Raw genomic sequence first — 16329 nt, forward strand, 5'->3', positions numbered from 1 at the left:
GCCCTAATCTGTGCAAAACCGCCCGGAAAGGTCGGGCGTCAGTCGGCAAGCCGCCATGATGCGGAAGGCCCCGTGGCCGATTCCCTTGTGACCACCAGCCTTGTTCGGACCCATGGCGAAGCTCTATTTCAGCTATTCCTCGATGAATGCCGGCAAGTCGACCATCCTGTTGCAGGCGGCCTACAACTACCGCGAACGCGGCATGGCGACCTTGCTGCTGACGGCGGCGATCGACGACCGCGCCGGACGCGGGCGCATCGCCTCGCGCATCGGTCTTGCGGCGGAAGCGGACCTTTTCGAGGCCTCGACGGATCTTGCCGCCCATATCGCGGACCGCCGCGCGACGGCCCCTGTCGACTGCGTCTTCGTCGACGAGGCCCAGTTCCTCACCGAAGAACAGGTCTGGCAGCTTGCCCGCGTTGCCGACGACATGGGCATCCCGGTGATGTGCTACGGGTTGCGCACCGACTTCCAGGGACGCCTGTTCCCCGGCAGCGCGGCCCTGCTGGCGCTTGCCGACACCTTGCGCGAGGTCAAGACGATCTGCTGGTGCGGGCGCAAGGCAACCATGGTCGCCCGGCTCGACGGCTCCGGACGGATCGTCGAACAGGGCGAGCAGGTGGTCATCGGCGGCGAGGACCGCTATGTCTCCCTGTGCCGGCGCCACTGGTCGCGCCGGCAGCTGTCGCATGACGGCAGACGCGAGGCTGAAGCGGATGGAGGCGCAGCCGACGCTTGAGCCGGCTGCGCGGCGGACACACAGGGAAGGACGGGCAATGGTTTTCGGCAAGATCTTCGGCGGGTTGTTCGGCGGCGGCGGCGACAAGGCCCCGGCGGCCTCGCGCCACCAGACGCAGGAATACAAGGGCTACCTCATCACCCCGGCGCCGACCGCGCGCGACGGCCAGTGGCAGGTGGCCGGCTCCATTTCCCGCACCTTCGACGACGGCACCACCCGCACCCACGACTTCATCCGCGCCGACCTGATGCCGAGCGAGGAACAGGCCGCGGAGTTCGCCGCGCGCAAGGCCCGCCAGATCATCGAAGAACAGGGCGACCGGGTCTTCGACTGAACCGCTCTCACCGCGCCTGCGAGCGGATATCCTCCAGCCGCTGGATCTGCCGGCCTTGCAGGTCGAAATTCTCCGGCGACAGCCAGGCCTCGAACGCCGCGCGCAAGTGCGGCCACTCGCTGTCGAGGATCGAGAACCACGCCGTGTCGCGGTTGCGCCCCTTGTAGACCATCGCCTGGCGGAACGTGCCCTCGTAGGAAAAGCCGAGCCGTCCGGCGGCCCGCCGCGAGGGGCCGTTCAACGCATCGCATTTCCACTCGTAGCGGCGATAGCCGAGCTCGTCGAACACCCGCCGCATCATCAGATACATCGCCTCGGTGGACTGCACGCTGCCCTGCATCAGCGGCGAGAAGTTGATGTGCCCGACCTCAATCACGCCGTTGCCCGGATCGATCCGCAGGTAGCTGGCAATGCCAAGTTCGCGCCCGCTCGCCGCGTCCACCACCACATGGAACAGCGGATCCTCGCCCCGATAGGTCGCCTCCGCGAAGTTCAGGAACTCGGCCTCGGTCTCGACAGGGCCGTAGCCGAGATAGGTCCAGTTGCGGCCTTCCCGGTCTTCCCGATAGGCGGCGAAAAGCCCGGCGGCATGGCGCGGCTCGTACGGCTCGAGGCGGCAGGTCCTGCCCTGCATGACATCACGCGGCGGCCGGGGGCGCGCCCTCCAGCCTGCGACATCCGGCCCGATGGCCTGCCCGAATCCGTTCCGCCTCTCGATCATTTCCCACCCTCGCCGACTGCCGGGACTGCCTGTAACTGTCCCCAGATATACCCGTCTTCGGGCAGGAGGGGAGCACCGGCCGGCCGCAGTTTCAGGGCACCGGTGGCGCGCCCGCAACGGCCTGCGGCACGGAGGCCCGATTGACGCGATGGGGCCCGCATGCTTCAAGGGCGATACCTATCCCCGCCACTCATGCAGTGCGAGACCCTGAAGCGACATGTCTCAATCCCATGTCTGGAGCCTTCCCAACATCCTGACCTACGGGCGCATCCTTGCGGTTCCCGCGGTCATGATCTGCTTCTATTTCCCCGGCCACGGCCCGCGCTGGGTCGCACTCGGCATCTTCATCGTCGCCGCCATCACCGACTTCTTCGACGGCTATCTTGCCCGCGCCTGGCAGCAGCAGTCGCGTCTCGGCCAGATGCTCGACCCCATCGCCGACAAGCTGCTGGTGGCCGTCTGCCTGTTGCTGCTGGCCGGACGGGGCGATATCGGCGGCTGGTCGATGATTGCCGCGGCGATCATCCTGTGCCGCGAGATCCTGGTCTCGGGCCTGCGCGAGTTCCTTGCCGACCTTCGCGTCAGCGTGCCGGTAACCAAGCTCGCCAAGTGGAAGACCACCGTGCAGCTCGTTGCCATGGCCTTCCTGCTGGCCGGACCGGCCGGCGAGACCGTGCTTCCCGGCACGCAGATCCTCGGGCTGATCTCCCTTTGGATCGCGGCCCTGCTGACGCTATATACCGGCTACGACTATTTCCGGGCCGGCATCGGCCACCTGGTGCGGGACTGACCGACCTGGGGTCGGGACCGCCGCAAGGACGGAGCACGAGAATGCAGCTGCGCTATTTCGCCTGGGTCCGCGAGCGGATCGGCCAGGACGCCGAGACCGTGGATCTGCCGGGCAGCATCACCACGGTCGCCGACCTGCTCGACTGGCTGGCCTCCCGCGACGAGGGCTATGCCAGCGCCTTCGCCGACCGCGAGATCATCCGCGTTGCCCTCGACCAGGAGCATGCCGAGCATGACGCGCCGCTGGCCGGCGTGCGCGAGGCGGCCTTCTTCCCGCCGATGACCGGCGGCTGAACCTGCCATGGCCGACATGCCGAAACCCGCCCCAGCCAGCCTGCCGCCGGTCGAGGTCCGCATCCAGAGCGGCGATTTCGACGTCGCGGCCGAGATCGAGCAGCTTCGGCGGGCCAACCCGAACATCGGCGCCGTCGTCACCTTCACGGGCCTGTGCCGCGACGAGGGCGGCCGCCTTGTCGCGCTCGAACTGGAGCACTATCCCGGCATGGCCGAGGCGGAGATCACCCGCATCGCCCGCCAGGCCTGCGAGCGCTGGCCGCTCGACGGGCTGACCGCAATCCACCGGCATGGCCGGATCGCGCCGGGCGGCAATATCGTGCTGGTGGTCGCCGCATCGCGCCACCGCCGCGCGGCCTTCGAGGCGGCCGAGTTCCTGATGGACTATCTCAAGACCCGTGCGCCCTTCTGGAAGAAGGAGCACCTCAAGGACGGCAGCAGCGGCAACTGGGTGGACGCCCGCGACAGCGACACGCGCGACGCAGACCGCTGGAAGGCTTGACCTGCCGCCGATAAGGGAGGAAGTCTTGCCTATTCGTGGCAGACATGCTTCCCCCTCCCCAAACAGGCGCGCCCCCGGATTGACCGGGGGTCTGCGACCGGACCGCTCATGAACACCACAGCTACGCCCGTCGAGGTGATCGACGGCCCGCGCCATGGCCTCGGCTTCACGGAATTCGTTGCGATCGTTGCCGCGCTGATGGCGCTGAATGCCCTCGCCATCGACGTGATGCTGCCCGCGCTCGGCGATATCGGCCGGGCCTTCGCCATCTCCGATCCCAACGAACGCCAGAAGATCGTCATCGTCTACCTGATCGGCTTCGGCTCGGCGCAGCTCGTCTGCGGCCCCCTGTCGGACCGCTTCGGCCGGCGCCCCGTCCTGCTCGGCGGACTGACCCTTTATGCCCTTGCCGGGCTTCTCAGCGTCTTCGCCCCGACCATGGAGCAGATGCTGCTTGCCCGCCTGCTGCAGGGCATCGGCTGCGCCGCCCCGCGCGTGGTGGCGCTGTCGGCCGTGCGCGACTGCTATTCCGGTGCCCGCATGGGCAAGGTGATGTCGCTCGTCATGATGGTCTTCATGACCGTGCCGGTCATCGCACCGTCCATCGGCCAGCTGATCCTCTTCGTCGCGCCCTGGCGCGCCATCTTCCTGATGCTCACCTTCGGCGGCTTCGCCATGCTCGGCTGGTGCCTGCTGCGCCTGCGCGAGACGCTTCCCGTGGAGGAACGCCGGTCGCTGTCCGTCAGCACCGTGCTCGGCGCCTACCGCACCACGCTCGCCACCCGCACCACCTTCGGCTACATGCTGGCAACGACGCTGATCTTCGGCGCGCTGTTCTCCTTCATCGCCTCGGCGCAGCAGATCTATGTGGACCTGTTCGGCCTCGGCGCGGCCTTCCCGCTGGTCTTTGCCGTAATGGGCCTGGCGCTCGCCGCCTCGTCCTTCCTCAGCGCCTCGCTGGTCGAGCGCATCGGCCTGCGCCCGCTCTCGCACTGGGCGCTGGTCGCCTACGCGCTGCTCAACATCGTCCAGGTGATCGCCGCGCTGACCTTCGGCTCGAACCTTTTCGTCTTCACCGGGCTGCTGGTGCTCGGCGTCTTCTCCTTCGGGCTGATCGGCCCGAGTTTCAACGCCATCGCCATGGAGCCGCTCGGCCACATCGCCGGCGCGGCCTCCGCCATGCTCGGCTTCGTCACCACCAGCGGCGGCGCAGCGCTCGGCTTCCTCGTCTCCAGCCGCTTCGACGGATCGGTGCTGCCGCTGACTGTCGGCTTCGCCTGCTTCGCCCTGTCCGGCCTTGCCGTCGTCGCCTGGACCGAGCGCGGACGGATGTTCACCGTCTAGCCGGACCGGTTCTCAGCGAAAAAAGCAAAAGGGCGGCCAACCGGCCGCCCTTCGCATATTCGTCCGCAGAACCGCCGGGAGATCAGCCGGCAGCGGCGACCTTGGCCGCAGCCTTCGGCTGCACCTCGACGTGATAGTCTTCCATCAACGTCTTGGTGATCGCGTCGACCGTGAACGTGTACGGTCCGACCTCGGAGACCGGGGTCACTTCCGCCGCCGTGCCGGTGAGGAAGCAGGCCTCGAAGCCCTCCATCTCGTCCGGCAGGATCGCCCGCTCGATCACCTCGAAGCCACGCCGCTTGGCCAGGTCGATGACCGTGCGGCGGGTGATGCCGTCGAGGAAGCAATCCGGCGTCGGCGTATGGATCTTGCCGTCCTTCACGAAGAAGACGTTGGCACCCGTCGCCTCGGCGATCTGTCCGCGCCAGTCGAGCATCAGGGCGTCGGCATAGCCCTTGCGCTCGGCATCGTGCTTGGAGATCGTGCAGATCATGTAGAGGCCGGCCGCCTTGGAGCGCGAGGGAGCCGTCATCGGGTCCGGCCGGCGATAGGCCGCCATGTCGAGACGAATGCCCTTCAGCCGCTCTTCCGGCTTGAAGTAGCTCGGCCACTCCCAGGCGGCGATCGCCAGGTGAATGGTGTTGGACTGGGCCGACACGCCCATCATCTCGCTGCCGCGCCAGGCCACCGGACGGACGTAGGCGTCGACCAGATTGCCCTTGGCCAGCAGCTCGCGCGTCGCCTGGTTGATGGTCTCGGCACTGTAGGGGATCTCGAAGCCGAGGATGCGGGCCGACTCGTGCAGGCGCTCGGTATGCTCGTCGAGCTTGAACACCTCGCCGCCATAGGCGCGCTCGCCCTCGAAGACGCTGCTGGCATAGTGCAGGCCGTGGCTCAGTACGTGGAGCTTGGCATCGGCCCACGGCACGAATGCGCCATCATACCAGATGTGGCCTTCGCGTTGGTCAAAGGGCAGCTGCGCCATATGAACTACTCCCGAAACAGGCAACGGGCTCAATCCCGTTTGCGTTTGAATGAGATACCGGTCCGGCCGGCACCGTCACGACTGAAATGTGGTTCCGTCTCGCGGCTTTGCGCGGCCCGTCAACTGTTTGTATGGTGACGGGCCTCTCGGCGCCTGAACACGCACGACACCGGAGTCGCACGCCTAGCCCGGAAAGCCGCGTTCTGCAACGCCGACGGACAACATCTACCATGCTTGAAGGGCGATGACGTACGATCGTTTCGCTGCAGACTGGATACGTGTAACAATCGGTCGGAAATAAGTCAATATGGCTGACGTAAATTTCTCGCAAGGCGCGAAACAGGGCCAGCCGGCCACCTCGACGGAGATCCCCATCGACCTCATCGAGTTGCTGTTCTTCGCTTATCGCGACTTCACCGCGGATCCGGATGCGGCGCTCGCCGAGTTCGGTTTCGGGCGGGCCCATCACCGCGTGCTGCATTTCGTCAGCCGCAATCCGGGCCTGCGCGTCACCGACCTGCTGGCGATCCTCAAGATCACCAAGCAGAGCCTCGCCCGGGTGCTGAAGCAGCTGGTGGAGGAAGGCTATATCCTGCAGGAGCCCGGGCCGCAGGACCGCCGCGAGCGGCTGCTCTTTGCCACGGCCGAGGGCGAGCAGCTGGCGGCCCGTCTCACCGACCTCCAGTCCCGCCGCATCCGCCGGGCGCTCGGCGACATGCCGCCGGAGAGCCACGATATCGCCCGGCAGTTCCTGTATCATATGATCGATCCGGACCAGCGCGGCGACGTTGCCCGCCTGATTGACCGGCCGGCCCAGACGAGAGTGATCCCGTGACGACCGACAGCATCGAGAGCCAGGCCGCGAGCGCAGCGCCGGCAGCCAGTCTGCAGGACGATGCCCCTCACCTGCTGCTGGTGGACGACGACACCCGCATCCGTACGCTGCTGAAGCGCTTCCTGGCCGAGCACGGCTTCCGCATCACGGTCGCGGCCTCCGCCGCCGAGGCGCGCCGGCGTCTCAACGGGCTGGCCTTCGACCTCCTGGTGGTCGACGTGATGATGCCGGGCGAGAGCGGGCTGGAACTCGCCGCCGACCTGCATGCCCGCTCCGACGTGCCGATCCTGATGCTGACGGCCCGTTCCGACGCCGCCGACCGGATCGCCGGTCTGGAGGCCGGCGCCGACGACTATCTGGTCAAGCCGTTCGAGCCGCGCGAGCTGCTGCTGCGCATTCGCGCGATCCTGCGCCGACGCTCCACGCCCGAGGTCAACGAGCCGACCGATATCCGCTTCGGCCCCTATGTCTTCGACGCCGCGCGCCGCGAGCTGCGCCGCGGCGAGGAGGTGATCCGTCTTACCGACCGGGAAAAGGAGATCCTGGCGCTCTTCACCGAAAAGCCCAACGAGACCGTCCCCCGCAACGAGATCGTCGGCGACGACAGCGGGCTCGGCGAACGCACGGTCGACGTGCAGATCAACCGGCTGCGGCGCAAGATCGAGACGGACCCCGGCAACCCGCTCTATCTGCAGACCGTGCGCGGCATCGGCTACCGGCTCGTATGCGACTGAGCACTCCGTTTCGCAGCGCCCTCGCCCGCCTTCGCGCCCTCCCGATGCCAGCTAGCCTGCGCCGGCTGGGCGGGCTGTTGGCCGCGCCTTACCGGGCCCTTGCAGGCGCGCTGTACCGGCGCATGCCGAAAGGCCTTTTCACCCGCACGCTGCTGATCATCATCACCCCGCTGGTAGTCATGCAGGCCGTGCTCGCCTTCGTCTTCATGGAGCGGCACTACAATCTCGTCACGCAGCGGCTGTCGGACGCGGTCGTGCGCGACATCTCGATGATCGTGCGCCTGACCGAGGGAAGCCGCAGCGAAGAGGAATTCCAGAAGATCACCGAAATGGCACGCAGCGACCTCGGCCTTGCCATCACCCTGCTGCCGCTCGAGCCGCTGCCGCCACCGCGTCCCAAGCCCTTTTTCGATATCCTCGACCGCTATCTGTCGCAGCAGGTCGCCGCCCGGATCGGCAAGCCCTTCTGGATCGACACCGTCGGCCGCTCCAGCTTCGTGGAGCTGCGCATCAAGCTGGAAAACAACGTGCTGCGGGTCATCGCGCGCCGCAGCCAGACCTATGCGTCCAACTCGCATCTCTTCATCGTCTGGATGGTGTCGACCTCGCTCGTGCTGGTCATCCTCGCGATGCTGTTCCTGCGCAACCAGACCCGGCCGGTGGAGCGGCTGGCGAATGCCGCGGAGAGCTTCGGCAAGGGCCGGCCGATCGAGGACTTCCGCCCCAGCGGCGCGCGCGAGGTGCGCCGGGCCGCCCAGGCCTTCATCGAGATGCGCCGGCGCATCGAACGCCAGATCGAGCAGCGCACGGCGATGCTTGCGGGCGTCAGCCACGACCTCAGGACCATCCTGACGCGGTTTCGCCTGCAGCTCGCGCTCTTCCCCGACAGCGAGGAGGTGCGCGCCCTGCAGCGCGATGTCGACGAGATGAAGACGATGCTGGAGGACTATCTCGCCTTCGCCCGCGGCGAGGGCGACGAGCAGGCGCAGCCCACCGATATCGCCCTGCTGTTCGAGGAGCTGGAGGCGGAAGCCGAGATTCTCGGCGCCTCGGTGACCTCTCACCTGGACGGCCCGCCGGAGGTCACGCTGCGGCCCAGCGCCTTCAAGCGGGCCCTGACCAACCTCGTCACCAACGCGGCCCGCCACGGCAACCGGCTGGCCATCGAAGGGCGCAACGCGGACGGCTGGCTGACCATCACCATCGACGACGACGGGCCCGGCGTCCCCCCTGAGGAGCGGGAAAATGTCTTCCGCCCGTTCTATCAGCTCGATCAGGCGCGCAACCGCGACAGCGGCGGCAGCGGCCTTGGCCTTGCCATCGCCCGCGACGTCGTGCGCGCCCATGGCGGCGACATCATGCTCGGCGACAGCGACACGCTGGGCGGCCTGCGTGCCCGCGTCCGCATCCCGGTATAGGAAGACGGACGCGGGAGGACCTCAGAACAGGCGGCCGCCGAGCGGCACGTCCTGGTCCGGCGCCAGCAGCACGACCTCGCCATCGGCATCGGGCACGCCGAGCGTCAGCACTTCCGACATCATCGGCCCGATCTGGCGCGGCGGGAAGTTGACGACCGCCATCACCTGGCGGCCGACCAGCTCTTCCGGCGTGTAGTGGCGGGTGATCTGGGCACTGGATTTCTTGAAGCCGATCTCGGCGCCGAAATCGATCACCAGCTTGATCGCCGGCTTGCGGGCCTGCGGAAAGGGCGCTGCCTCGACAATACGGCCGACGCGGATGTCGACCTTGAGGAACTCGTCAAAGGAAATGGCCGGCGAAGCGGCCGCATGGTCTTTCGTCATGATGGATGGTGTCCTGGACGACGGTAGGCGGGAACGTGAAAGCCCGCGCGGGCCTTTCGGCCGGCGCGGAGGTGCGGCGCTCCCGCCACTTTAGTCGTCAGGCAGCGGTCGGGGAAGCCCCGGCTTCCTCCGGCCCGTCGGCCTGGGGCGGACTGTCGTCCTGCCGCGTGCCGCGCTCGCGGGCGCGCGCCAGGAACGGCTTCAGGAAACGGCCGACACGGTCGAGCCGGCCCATCCACACCTCGCCCTCGTCGAGCTGGCGGGCCAGCGCCGACATGGTCCGGGCAAGACCGGGATCCTCGTCGTCGAGCCAGACGTCCACGACACGGGCGAAGGCCACCACCAGCGCCTGCGACATCACCGCAGCGCGCGGCCCTCCCGCCGGAATGCCGGCTGCCGTCAGCATCCAGCGCTGCGAGGTGACAGCCTCGCGGTTGAGCTTGAGCGCCAGCTGCGGATCGCGCTGCACCGCCTTGCGCAGGGCGCGGATCGCTTCCCGGTGGGGAGACAGCGCGTCGAGACGCGTCATCAGCACGTCGAACAGCCGCTCGCGCGCCGGCTCATCGTCCATGTCGGGATCGATGGAATCGAGCACTTTCTGGTCGATGTCGGACAGGAATGCCCGCAGACACGCCGTCTTGCCGGGAAACTCTGCGCGCAGCACCGACAGCTTGACGCCCGCCTCGCGCGCGACATCCGCCATCTCGAAGCCGTGCCAGCCCTTTTCGCCGAGAAGCGAGAGGAAGCTTGCGACGATCTTCTGCCTGGTTTTCGCGGTGGCCATGGTCACCTCCGGATCGCATGTGACCGAATTTCAGCCGCCGCTGCGACAGGCCGGTCACGAACACCTGAGAAAGATGTAGGGAACCCGAGGCGATTTTTCGAGCCTTGGTGCAAGAAAGCGGGTGCGGCGCCACATCCGATGCCTCGATCCAGGCGCCGCAACGCGTTCCGTCAGCCGGCCAGTTCCTGCGAGCGCTTGCGCGCGGCCGCCACGGCCTTGTCCATCACCGGCTGGATGCCGGTTTCCGGCTCCATCAGCACGGCGAGCGCAGCAGCGGTCGTCCCGTTCGGCGAGGTGACGTTCTGGCGCAGCTCCGCCGCCGGCAGGTCCGAGCGATACAGCAGCTCGCCCGCGCCGCACACGGTCTGGCGGGCGATGCGCATCGCCAGGTCTTCCGGCAGGCCCGCCTTGACGCCGGCAGCCGCCAGCGCCTCGGTCAGGTAGAAGACATAGGCAGGGCCCGACCCGCTGACGGCGGTGACCGCATCGATCTGCTCTTCCTGCTCGACCCAGTCGGACGCGCCGATGGCCGCGAGCAACCGATCGACGGTCGCCCGCTGCTCGCCGTCCGTCCGGTCGTTGGCGTAGCCGACGCTCATGCCGCGCCCGACCTGGGACGGGGTGTTCGGCATGACGCGAACGATGGCCACGTCGCCGAACGCCTTGCGGAACGCCGCAACCGGGGTTCCGGCCGCGACCGAGATCACCAGCGTGCGGTCGTCGACGGCAGGCGCCAGGCTCGGCAGCACGCTTTCCATGATCTGCGGCTTCAGGGCCACCAGCAGCACGCCAGCCTTCAGCCCGTCGGTGACGGCCTCCGCATGGCCGATGCCGGACTTCGCCACCATGTCGAGCAGCTCGGTCGACGGCTTGGGATCGACGACGAGAACGGCTTCAGGGTCGGTTCCGGCGGCGAGCCAGCCCGACAGCATGGCGCCTCCCATCTTGCCGGCTCCGACAAGGACGAGCGGACGCTCCTTCGAAAAACTCATGCTTCCCCCGCGGTTTCGAACAAGGCGGTGTCGATTGCCTCGGAGGCGCTTTTACCCGCCCAGACCACGAACTGGAAGGCCTGGTAGTAGCGCTCGCAGGAGTCGAGCGCGTTGGTGAGCAGTCCCTCGATCTGCTTGGAGGTCGCCTCGGCACCGCCGGCGAGCAGCAGCGACTGGCGGAAAATCACCACGCCCTCGCGGTTCCAAAGGTCGAAATGCCCCATCCACAGCTGCTCGTTGACGAGCGCCAGCAGGCGCACGACCTCGGTGCGGCGCGGATCCGGCACCTTCAGGTCGAAGGCGCAGGCCAGGTGCAGCGCCTCCAGGTCCTCCATCCAGGAGAAGGAGACGTGATAGTCGCACCAGTGGCCGGCAACGGAAATCGTGATCTCTTCGTCGCAGGAGCGCTCGAAGGACCAGTCGTTGATGGCGGCGATATGCTCGATCGTGTCGACGGGGTTGGCGGGCCGTTCGAAGTCGATGTCGATGAGGCTCATGGGAGGTTCCTCTCGGCTTGCGGGCCATGCGCGGCGCTGCCGAAGCGCGTGGCCACCGTGTCGGTCCGCAGGATGCTGGCCTGCCGCAAGCGAATGTCCGCGAGCCGCGATGACGTTTCATGCCCCTCGGCATCGCCGTCCCGCGAATCTCCGCCTGACTTCAGTATATAGGGAGAACTTATTTCAAGGATATGTTCACTTTTCTTTACGCTTTTGAAGCTGTGGACGGCGAGGCGCCGCAGCGTCTTTTCCCCGCACCCGGCGAAAGACGCCGGGTGTCGATCCTGTACCGATTCGCGGAGCCGCTCGCGGCCTCAGTCTTCCGCCGCTTTCCCCTTGGCCGGGCGCGGCTTTGCCGCCGGCGTCTCCAGCGCGGCGATCCGCGCCTCGAGTTCGTCGATCCGGTCGAGCGCCCGCGCCGCCATGTCCTTCACGACATCGTGTTCTTCGCGCTTGACCAGGTCCATGTCGGCGAGAAACCGCTCGGCCTGCGCCCGGAAGGCGGTCTCCACCTCGCGCCGCGCGCCCTGGGCGACACCGGCCATATCCGTCATCAGCTTGGCGAAATCGTCGAGAACCCGGTTCGGTCCCTGTGTCATGGCCAGTCCTTCCCTGCTGCCGGCCCGTCGGGCCGCGTCGTACTTTCTCCTAGGTAGTGCGCTTTTGTGCGCGACGAAACACCCCAGTCATCCGAACCTGAAGTTCGCCACATCTTGCAGCATGCACCGCACGAACTTCAGGTTCAAAGCGGATGACCGGCAAGCGTATGTTTCCAGAGTGGTTTTCGAATTTGAAATGCGTCTGTTCGGGCAGCAACCCGGAGCGCATTTCAAATTCGCCACACTGGTGAGGAGAAATCGCCGCAGCCTTGACGCACGCTGCCCGGAGCGGCAACGTCGCGCCGCATGTCCTGCCGGTCCGCCGGCGAGCCGGAGCCCCCATGCCGATCCTTGCCCTGCCCTTCCCTGCCATCGATCCCGTGCTGATCGAACTCGGCCCCTTCGCGATCCGCTGGTACGCGCTGGCCTATATCGCCGGGCTGCTGCTCGGCTGGCGCTACATGCGCGGCCTCGTCTCCCGCGACGATCTGTGGGGCAGGACGCCGCGTCCCTCGCTGGTCGATGTCGACGATTTTATCGTCTACGCGACCATCGGCACGATCCTCGGCGGGCGCCTCGGCTACGTGCTGTTCTACGCGCCGGCCTATTACCTGCAGAACCCGATGGACATCCTGCAGGTCTGGACGGGCGGCATGTCCTTCCACGGCGGCTTCCTCGGCGTCGTTCTCGCCATGGTCGTCTTCGCCTGGCGGCGCGGCATTCCGCTGTGGACGCTGTTCGATCTGGCCGGCGCCGTCGCGCCCATCGGCCTGTTCTTCGGGCGCCTCGCCAACTTCATCAATGGCGAGCTGTGGGGCCGAGTGACCGACGTGCCGTGGGCCTTCGTCTTTCCCGGCGCCGGACCCGAACCCCGTCATCCGAGCCAGCTCTACGAGGCCGCGCTCGAGGGCCTGCTGCTGCTCGTCGTCGCCCGCATCGTGCTGTTGCGCGGCGGCTTCCGCCGCCCCGGCCTCGTCGCCGGCACCTTCGCGCTCGGCTACGGCCTGTCGCGCTCCTTCGTCGAATTCTTCCGGGTTCCGGATGCGCATATCGGCTATCTCGGCCCGGGCCTCACCATGGGCATCCTGCTGTCGCTGCCGATGATCGCGGTCGGCCTGTGGGCCATCGCGCGGGCGCTGCGCAAGCCGCCCGCGGACGACAGCACCGCGCCGGACCGGACCGCGTGACGTCCTCCGAGCCGCAGACAACGCCGCTCGGCGCGCGCATCCGTACGCTGATCGAGGCCGGCGGCCCCATGTCGGTCTTCGACTTCATGGGCCTGTGCCTCGCTGATCCCGAGCACGGCTACTACATGCAGGCCGAGCCCTTCGGCGCGGATGGCGACTTCATCACCGCGCCGGAAGTCAGCCAGTTCTTCGGCGAGCTGGTCGGCGCCTGGCTCGTCCAGGCCCATGCCGCCCTCGGTAGCCCTCAGCGCGTTCATCTGGTCGAACTCGGCCCCGGCCGCGGCACCTTGATGGCCGACATGCTGCGCGTCGCCGCCCTGCGCCCGGCCTTTCGCGAGGCGGCCGCCGTCCATCTGGTGGAGACCAGCCGCCGGCTGCGCGCCATCCAGCGCACCACGCTGGGCGAGGCCGCAGCGCACGCGCACTGGCACGAGCGCATCGCCGACCTGCCCGAAGACGCGCCGCTGCTCGTCGTCGCCAACGAGTTCTTCGACGCCCTGCCCATCCGCCAATATGTCAGGACGGCCCAGGGCTGGCGCGAGCGGGCCGTCGGACTGGGTGCGTCCGGCGCCCTCCAGTTCGTCGCCGGCACCGGCAGCCTCGACCCCGGCTCCCTGCCGGCCGATCTTGCCGGCGCTGCCGAGGGCGCGATCCTCGAGACCCAGCCGCTCGCCAATGCGCTGATGGAAGAGCTTGCCGGCCGCATCGCCCGGCAGGGCGGCGCCCTGCTCGCCATCGACTACGGCTATGCCCGCACCGCCACCGGCGAGACGCTGCAGGCCCTTCGCGCCCATCGCCATGTCGAGGTGCTCGCCGAGCCGGGCCGGGCCGACCTCACCGCCCATGTGAATTTCGAGGCGCTGGCCCGTGCCGCCCGCACCGGCGGGCTGCGCCCGCGCGCCCTGATGACGCAAGGCGACTTCCTGCTCCGCCTCGGCCTGCTGGAGCGCGCCGGCCAGGTCGGCGCGGGCCGCTCGCCGCAAGAGCAGGAGCGCATCCGCGGCGAGGTCGAGCGGCTGGCAGCGCCACAGGAAATGGGCGAGCTTTTCAAGGTGCTTGCCGTTGCACCCCATGAGGTCGTTCTGCCGCTTTTCGATGGCGTTTGACACCGGCTCCGCTTCAAACCACCATCCCGGCAAACATCGCCCCGCCACGAAACAGGTCCTCACGCCCCATGCTCACCTCCCCGGACCTTGCCGGACTTCCCGGTGTCTCGCACGGCTTCTTCACCCGGCAGGGCGGCGTCTCCAGCGGCATCTACGCCTCGCTTAACATCGGCCTCGGCTCGCGCGACGAGCGCGCCGCCGTCCTGGAAAACCGCACCCGCGTCGCCAGCCTGATGGGCGTGGCTCCAGGGGCCCTGCTGTCGCCCGACCAGCACCATTCTCCGGATGCGATCGTGGTCGATGCCCCGTGGGAGCCGGATGCCCAGCCGCGCGGCGATGCGCTGGTGACCGACCGACCCGGCATCGCCCTCGCCATCTCCACCGCCGATTGCGGCCCGGTGCTCTTCGCCGATCCGCAAGCCCGTGTCATCGGCGCCGCCCATGCCGGCTGGCGCGGCGCCTTCACGGGCGTCCTGGAGGCAACGCTTGCCGCGATGCAGCAGCTCGGCGCGCGCAACGAGCGGGTCGTCGCCGTGCTCGGCCCGACGATCTCCAGGGCGAATTACGAAGTCGGCGAAGAATTCGTCACCCGCTTTCTCGAGGCGGACACCGCAAACCAACGCTTCTTCTCTCCGTCAGAAAACGCCGGCCACGCGATGTTCGACCTGCCCGCCTATATCCTGGCGCGGCTGCAGGCGGCAGGTGTGGCGATCGCCGCCAATCTCGACCGCTGCACCTATGCGCAGGAGGAGCTGTTCTTCTCCTACCGCCGCGCCACCCATCGCGGCGAGCCGGATTACGGCCGCCTCGTCTCCGCCATCGCCTTGTCGGGAAGCTGATCCATGTCGCTCGCCTTCACGCGGGAGGAATACGCCTCCCGGCTCGACGCCCTTCGCGCCCGCATGACTGACACCGGCCACGACGCCATGCTGCTCTTCGCCCAGGAGAGCATGTTCTGGCTGACCGGCTACGACACGTTCGGCTTCTGCTTCTTCCAGTCGATGGTGGTCACCCGCGACGGCGCCATCGTCCTGCTCACCCGTTCGGCCGACCTGCGCCAGGCGCAGATCACCTCCATCCTGGAGGACATCCGCGTGTGGGAGGACCGCGACGGCGCCTCGCCGGTGCTGCAGCTGCGCGACCTGCTTGCAGAACTGGGCCTCGGCGGCGCCCGCATCGGCGTCGAATACGACACCCACGGCATGACCGGGCGCATCGCCATCGACATCGCGACGCTGATGTCCGATTTCGCGCGCCTGGAAGACGCCTCGATGGTCGTGCAGCACCTGCGCGCCGTGAAGTCGCCGGCCGAGATCGCCTATGTCCGCCGCGCGGCCAGCCTGACCGACGCCGCCTATGAGGCCGCCCTGCCGCTGGTCAGGGAGGGAGCCCGCGAGGGCGAGATCCTCGCCGCCATGCAGGGCGCGGTCTTTGCCGGCGACGGCGACTATCCGGGCAACGAGTTCATCATCGGCTCCGGGCCCGAGGCCCTGCTGTGCCGCTATCAGACCGGCCGCCGGGTGCTGGACCGCAACGACCAGCTGACGCTGGAGTGGGCCGGTGCCTTCCGCCGCTATCATGTCGCCGCCATGCGCACGGTCATCGTCGGCGAGCCGACCGGCCGGCATGTCGCCCTTTACGACGCGGCACGCGCGGCGCTCGCCGCGGTCGAGGAGTGCCTCGTTCCGGGCCGCACCTTCGGCGAGGTCTTCGAGGCCCATGCCCGCGAGGTGGACGCACGCGGGGAAGGTGCCCACCGGCTCAATGCCTGCGGCTATTCGCTGGGCGCGCGCTTTGCGCCGAGCTGGATGGACTGGCCGATGGCCTATCGCGGCAATCCGGCCCGCATCGTGCCCGGCATGGTTATCTTCACGCACATGATCCTGATGGATTCCGACAACGGCGCGGCCATGTCGCTCGGCCAGACCTACCTGACGCATGAGGGGCGCGCGGAGTGTCTTTCCAAGCTCCCCCTCGACCTGCCGGTCAAGGCGGGCTAAACGAAGAAACCTGAAACCGGTGCCGCGGACGCCAGGAGGCGCGTTCGCCCCGCAGCCGGTCCAGGACCGAAGACGGATACGGGGA

20 protein-coding genes are annotated in these 16329 nt (G+C 68.0%); 13 read left to right on the top strand and 7 right to left on the bottom strand.

Annotation, left to right across the window (positions count from 1 at the left end; genetic code table 11):
* Positions 1-112 precede the first annotated feature (112 nt).
* Both GH266_RS07420 and GH266_RS07425 read left to right on the top strand, forming a co-directional pair.
* The gene (locus tag GH266_RS07420; RefSeq protein ID WP_158193324.1) at positions 113-739 is read left to right on the top strand and encodes a thymidine kinase; all 627 of its coding nucleotides are present in this window, start codon (positions 113-115) and stop codon (positions 737-739) included.
* Positions 740-776: 37 nt separating this feature from the next.
* The gene (locus GH266_RS07425) at positions 777-1073 is read left to right on the top strand and encodes an HlyU family transcriptional regulator (RefSeq protein ID WP_158193325.1); all 297 of its coding nucleotides are present in this window, start codon (positions 777-779) and stop codon (positions 1071-1073) included.
* Positions 1074-1080: 7 nt separating this feature from the next.
* Here GH266_RS07425 and GH266_RS07430 read toward each other — a convergent pair whose 3' ends face one another.
* The gene (locus tag GH266_RS07430) at positions 1081-1707 is read right to left on the bottom strand and encodes a GNAT family N-acetyltransferase (RefSeq protein WP_342354293.1); all 627 of its coding nucleotides are present in this window, start codon (positions 1705-1707) and stop codon (positions 1081-1083) included.
* 304 nt (positions 1708-2011) lie between these two features.
* Between GH266_RS07430 and pgsA the strand changes: the two genes are divergently transcribed.
* The 4 genes from pgsA to GH266_RS07450 all read left to right on the top strand — a co-directional run bounded on the left by pgsA (position 2012) and on the right by GH266_RS07450 (position 4723).
* Positions 2012-2584: a CDP-diacylglycerol--glycerol-3-phosphate 3-phosphatidyltransferase gene (pgsA, locus tag GH266_RS07435; RefSeq protein WP_158193327.1), complete on the top strand. Its 573-nt coding sequence runs from the start codon at positions 2012-2014 to the stop codon at positions 2582-2584.
* Positions 2585-2625: 41 nt separating this feature from the next.
* Complete coding sequence (gene moaD, locus GH266_RS07440; RefSeq protein WP_158193328.1) at positions 2626-2877, top strand: molybdopterin converting factor subunit 1; 252 nt, start codon at positions 2626-2628, stop codon at positions 2875-2877.
* A gap of 16 nt (positions 2878-2893) precedes the next feature.
* Positions 2894-3379, top strand: a complete 486-nt coding sequence (locus GH266_RS07445; RefSeq protein ID WP_158196094.1) for a molybdenum cofactor biosynthesis protein MoaE — start codon at positions 2894-2896, stop codon at positions 3377-3379.
* Positions 3380-3487: 108 nt separating this feature from the next.
* Positions 3488-4723: a multidrug effflux MFS transporter gene (locus GH266_RS07450; protein ID WP_158193329.1), complete on the top strand. Its 1236-nt coding sequence runs from the start codon at positions 3488-3490 to the stop codon at positions 4721-4723.
* Positions 4724-4805: 82 nt separating this feature from the next.
* Here GH266_RS07450 and GH266_RS07455 read toward each other — a convergent pair whose 3' ends face one another.
* A complete protein-coding gene (locus GH266_RS07455; protein WP_158193330.1) occupies positions 4806-5708 on the bottom strand; it encodes a branched-chain amino acid aminotransferase in 903 nt (300 codons plus the stop codon).
* A 307-nt stretch (positions 5709-6015) separates the two neighbouring features.
* Here GH266_RS07455 and GH266_RS07460 point away from each other — a divergent pair, with 307 nt between their 5' ends.
* From GH266_RS07460 to GH266_RS07470, 3 genes are read left to right on the top strand one after another with little or no spacing between them, the layout of a single operon-like run.
* On the top strand, positions 6016-6543 hold the full coding sequence (locus tag GH266_RS07460; protein ID WP_158193331.1) for a MarR family winged helix-turn-helix transcriptional regulator: 528 nt from the start codon (positions 6016-6018) through the stop codon (positions 6541-6543).
* A complete protein-coding gene (locus GH266_RS07465) occupies positions 6540-7277 on the top strand; it encodes a response regulator (RefSeq protein ID WP_244953788.1) in 738 nt (245 codons plus the stop codon). Before GH266_RS07460 ends, GH266_RS07465 begins: the two co-directional genes overlap by 4 nt.
* A 44-nt stretch (positions 7278-7321) precedes the next feature.
* A complete protein-coding gene (locus GH266_RS07470) occupies positions 7322-8695 on the top strand; it encodes an ATP-binding protein (RefSeq protein ID WP_158196096.1) in 1374 nt (457 codons plus the stop codon).
* Between the two features lie 21 nt (positions 8696-8716).
* Here GH266_RS07470 and GH266_RS07475 read toward each other — a convergent pair whose 3' ends face one another.
* The 5 genes from GH266_RS07475 to GH266_RS07495 all read right to left on the bottom strand — a co-directional run bounded on the left by GH266_RS07475 (position 8717) and on the right by GH266_RS07495 (position 11951).
* Complete coding sequence (locus tag GH266_RS07475; RefSeq protein WP_158193332.1) at positions 8717-9079, bottom strand: tRNA-binding protein; 363 nt, start codon at positions 9077-9079, stop codon at positions 8717-8719.
* Positions 9080-9176: 97 nt separating this feature from the next.
* Complete coding sequence (locus GH266_RS07480) at positions 9177-9863, bottom strand: TetR/AcrR family transcriptional regulator (RefSeq protein WP_158193333.1); 687 nt, start codon at positions 9861-9863, stop codon at positions 9177-9179.
* Between the two features lie 170 nt (positions 9864-10033).
* Positions 10034-10855: a pyrroline-5-carboxylate reductase gene (gene proC, locus GH266_RS07485; RefSeq protein ID WP_158193334.1), complete on the bottom strand. Its 822-nt coding sequence runs from the start codon at positions 10853-10855 to the stop codon at positions 10034-10036.
* Positions 10852-11352 (bottom strand): type III secretion system chaperone family protein, encoded by a 501-nt coding sequence (locus GH266_RS07490; RefSeq protein WP_120267025.1) that lies wholly within the window; start codon positions 11350-11352, stop codon positions 10852-10854. The genes proC and GH266_RS07490 overlap by 4 nt, the downstream gene beginning before the upstream one ends.
* 314 nt (positions 11353-11666) lie before the next feature.
* The gene (locus GH266_RS07495) at positions 11667-11951 is read right to left on the bottom strand and encodes an accessory factor UbiK family protein (protein WP_158193335.1); all 285 of its coding nucleotides are present in this window, start codon (positions 11949-11951) and stop codon (positions 11667-11669) included.
* A gap of 341 nt (positions 11952-12292) precedes the next feature.
* Here GH266_RS07495 and lgt point away from each other — a divergent pair, with 341 nt between their 5' ends.
* The 4 genes from lgt to GH266_RS07515 all read left to right on the top strand — a co-directional run bounded on the left by lgt (position 12293) and on the right by GH266_RS07515 (position 16244).
* On the top strand, positions 12293-13138 hold the full coding sequence (lgt, locus tag GH266_RS07500) for a prolipoprotein diacylglyceryl transferase (protein WP_158193336.1): 846 nt from the start codon (positions 12293-12295) through the stop codon (positions 13136-13138).
* Positions 13135-14244, top strand: a complete 1110-nt coding sequence (locus GH266_RS07505; protein ID WP_244953790.1) for a class I SAM-dependent methyltransferase — start codon at positions 13135-13137, stop codon at positions 14242-14244. The genes lgt and GH266_RS07505 overlap by 4 nt, the downstream gene beginning before the upstream one ends.
* A gap of 68 nt (positions 14245-14312) precedes the next feature.
* The gene (gene pgeF, locus GH266_RS07510) at positions 14313-15083 is read left to right on the top strand and encodes a peptidoglycan editing factor PgeF (protein WP_158193337.1); all 771 of its coding nucleotides are present in this window, start codon (positions 14313-14315) and stop codon (positions 15081-15083) included.
* A 3-nt stretch (positions 15084-15086) separates the two neighbouring features.
* Positions 15087-16244, top strand: a complete 1158-nt coding sequence (locus tag GH266_RS07515) for a M24 family metallopeptidase (protein ID WP_158193338.1) — start codon at positions 15087-15089, stop codon at positions 16242-16244.
* Positions 16245-16329: the final 85 nt, after the last annotated feature.

The organism is Stappia indica, from assembly GCF_009789575.1.
In the GTDB taxonomy this organism is placed as follows: domain Bacteria; phylum Pseudomonadota; class Alphaproteobacteria; order Rhizobiales; family Stappiaceae; genus Stappia; species Stappia indica_A.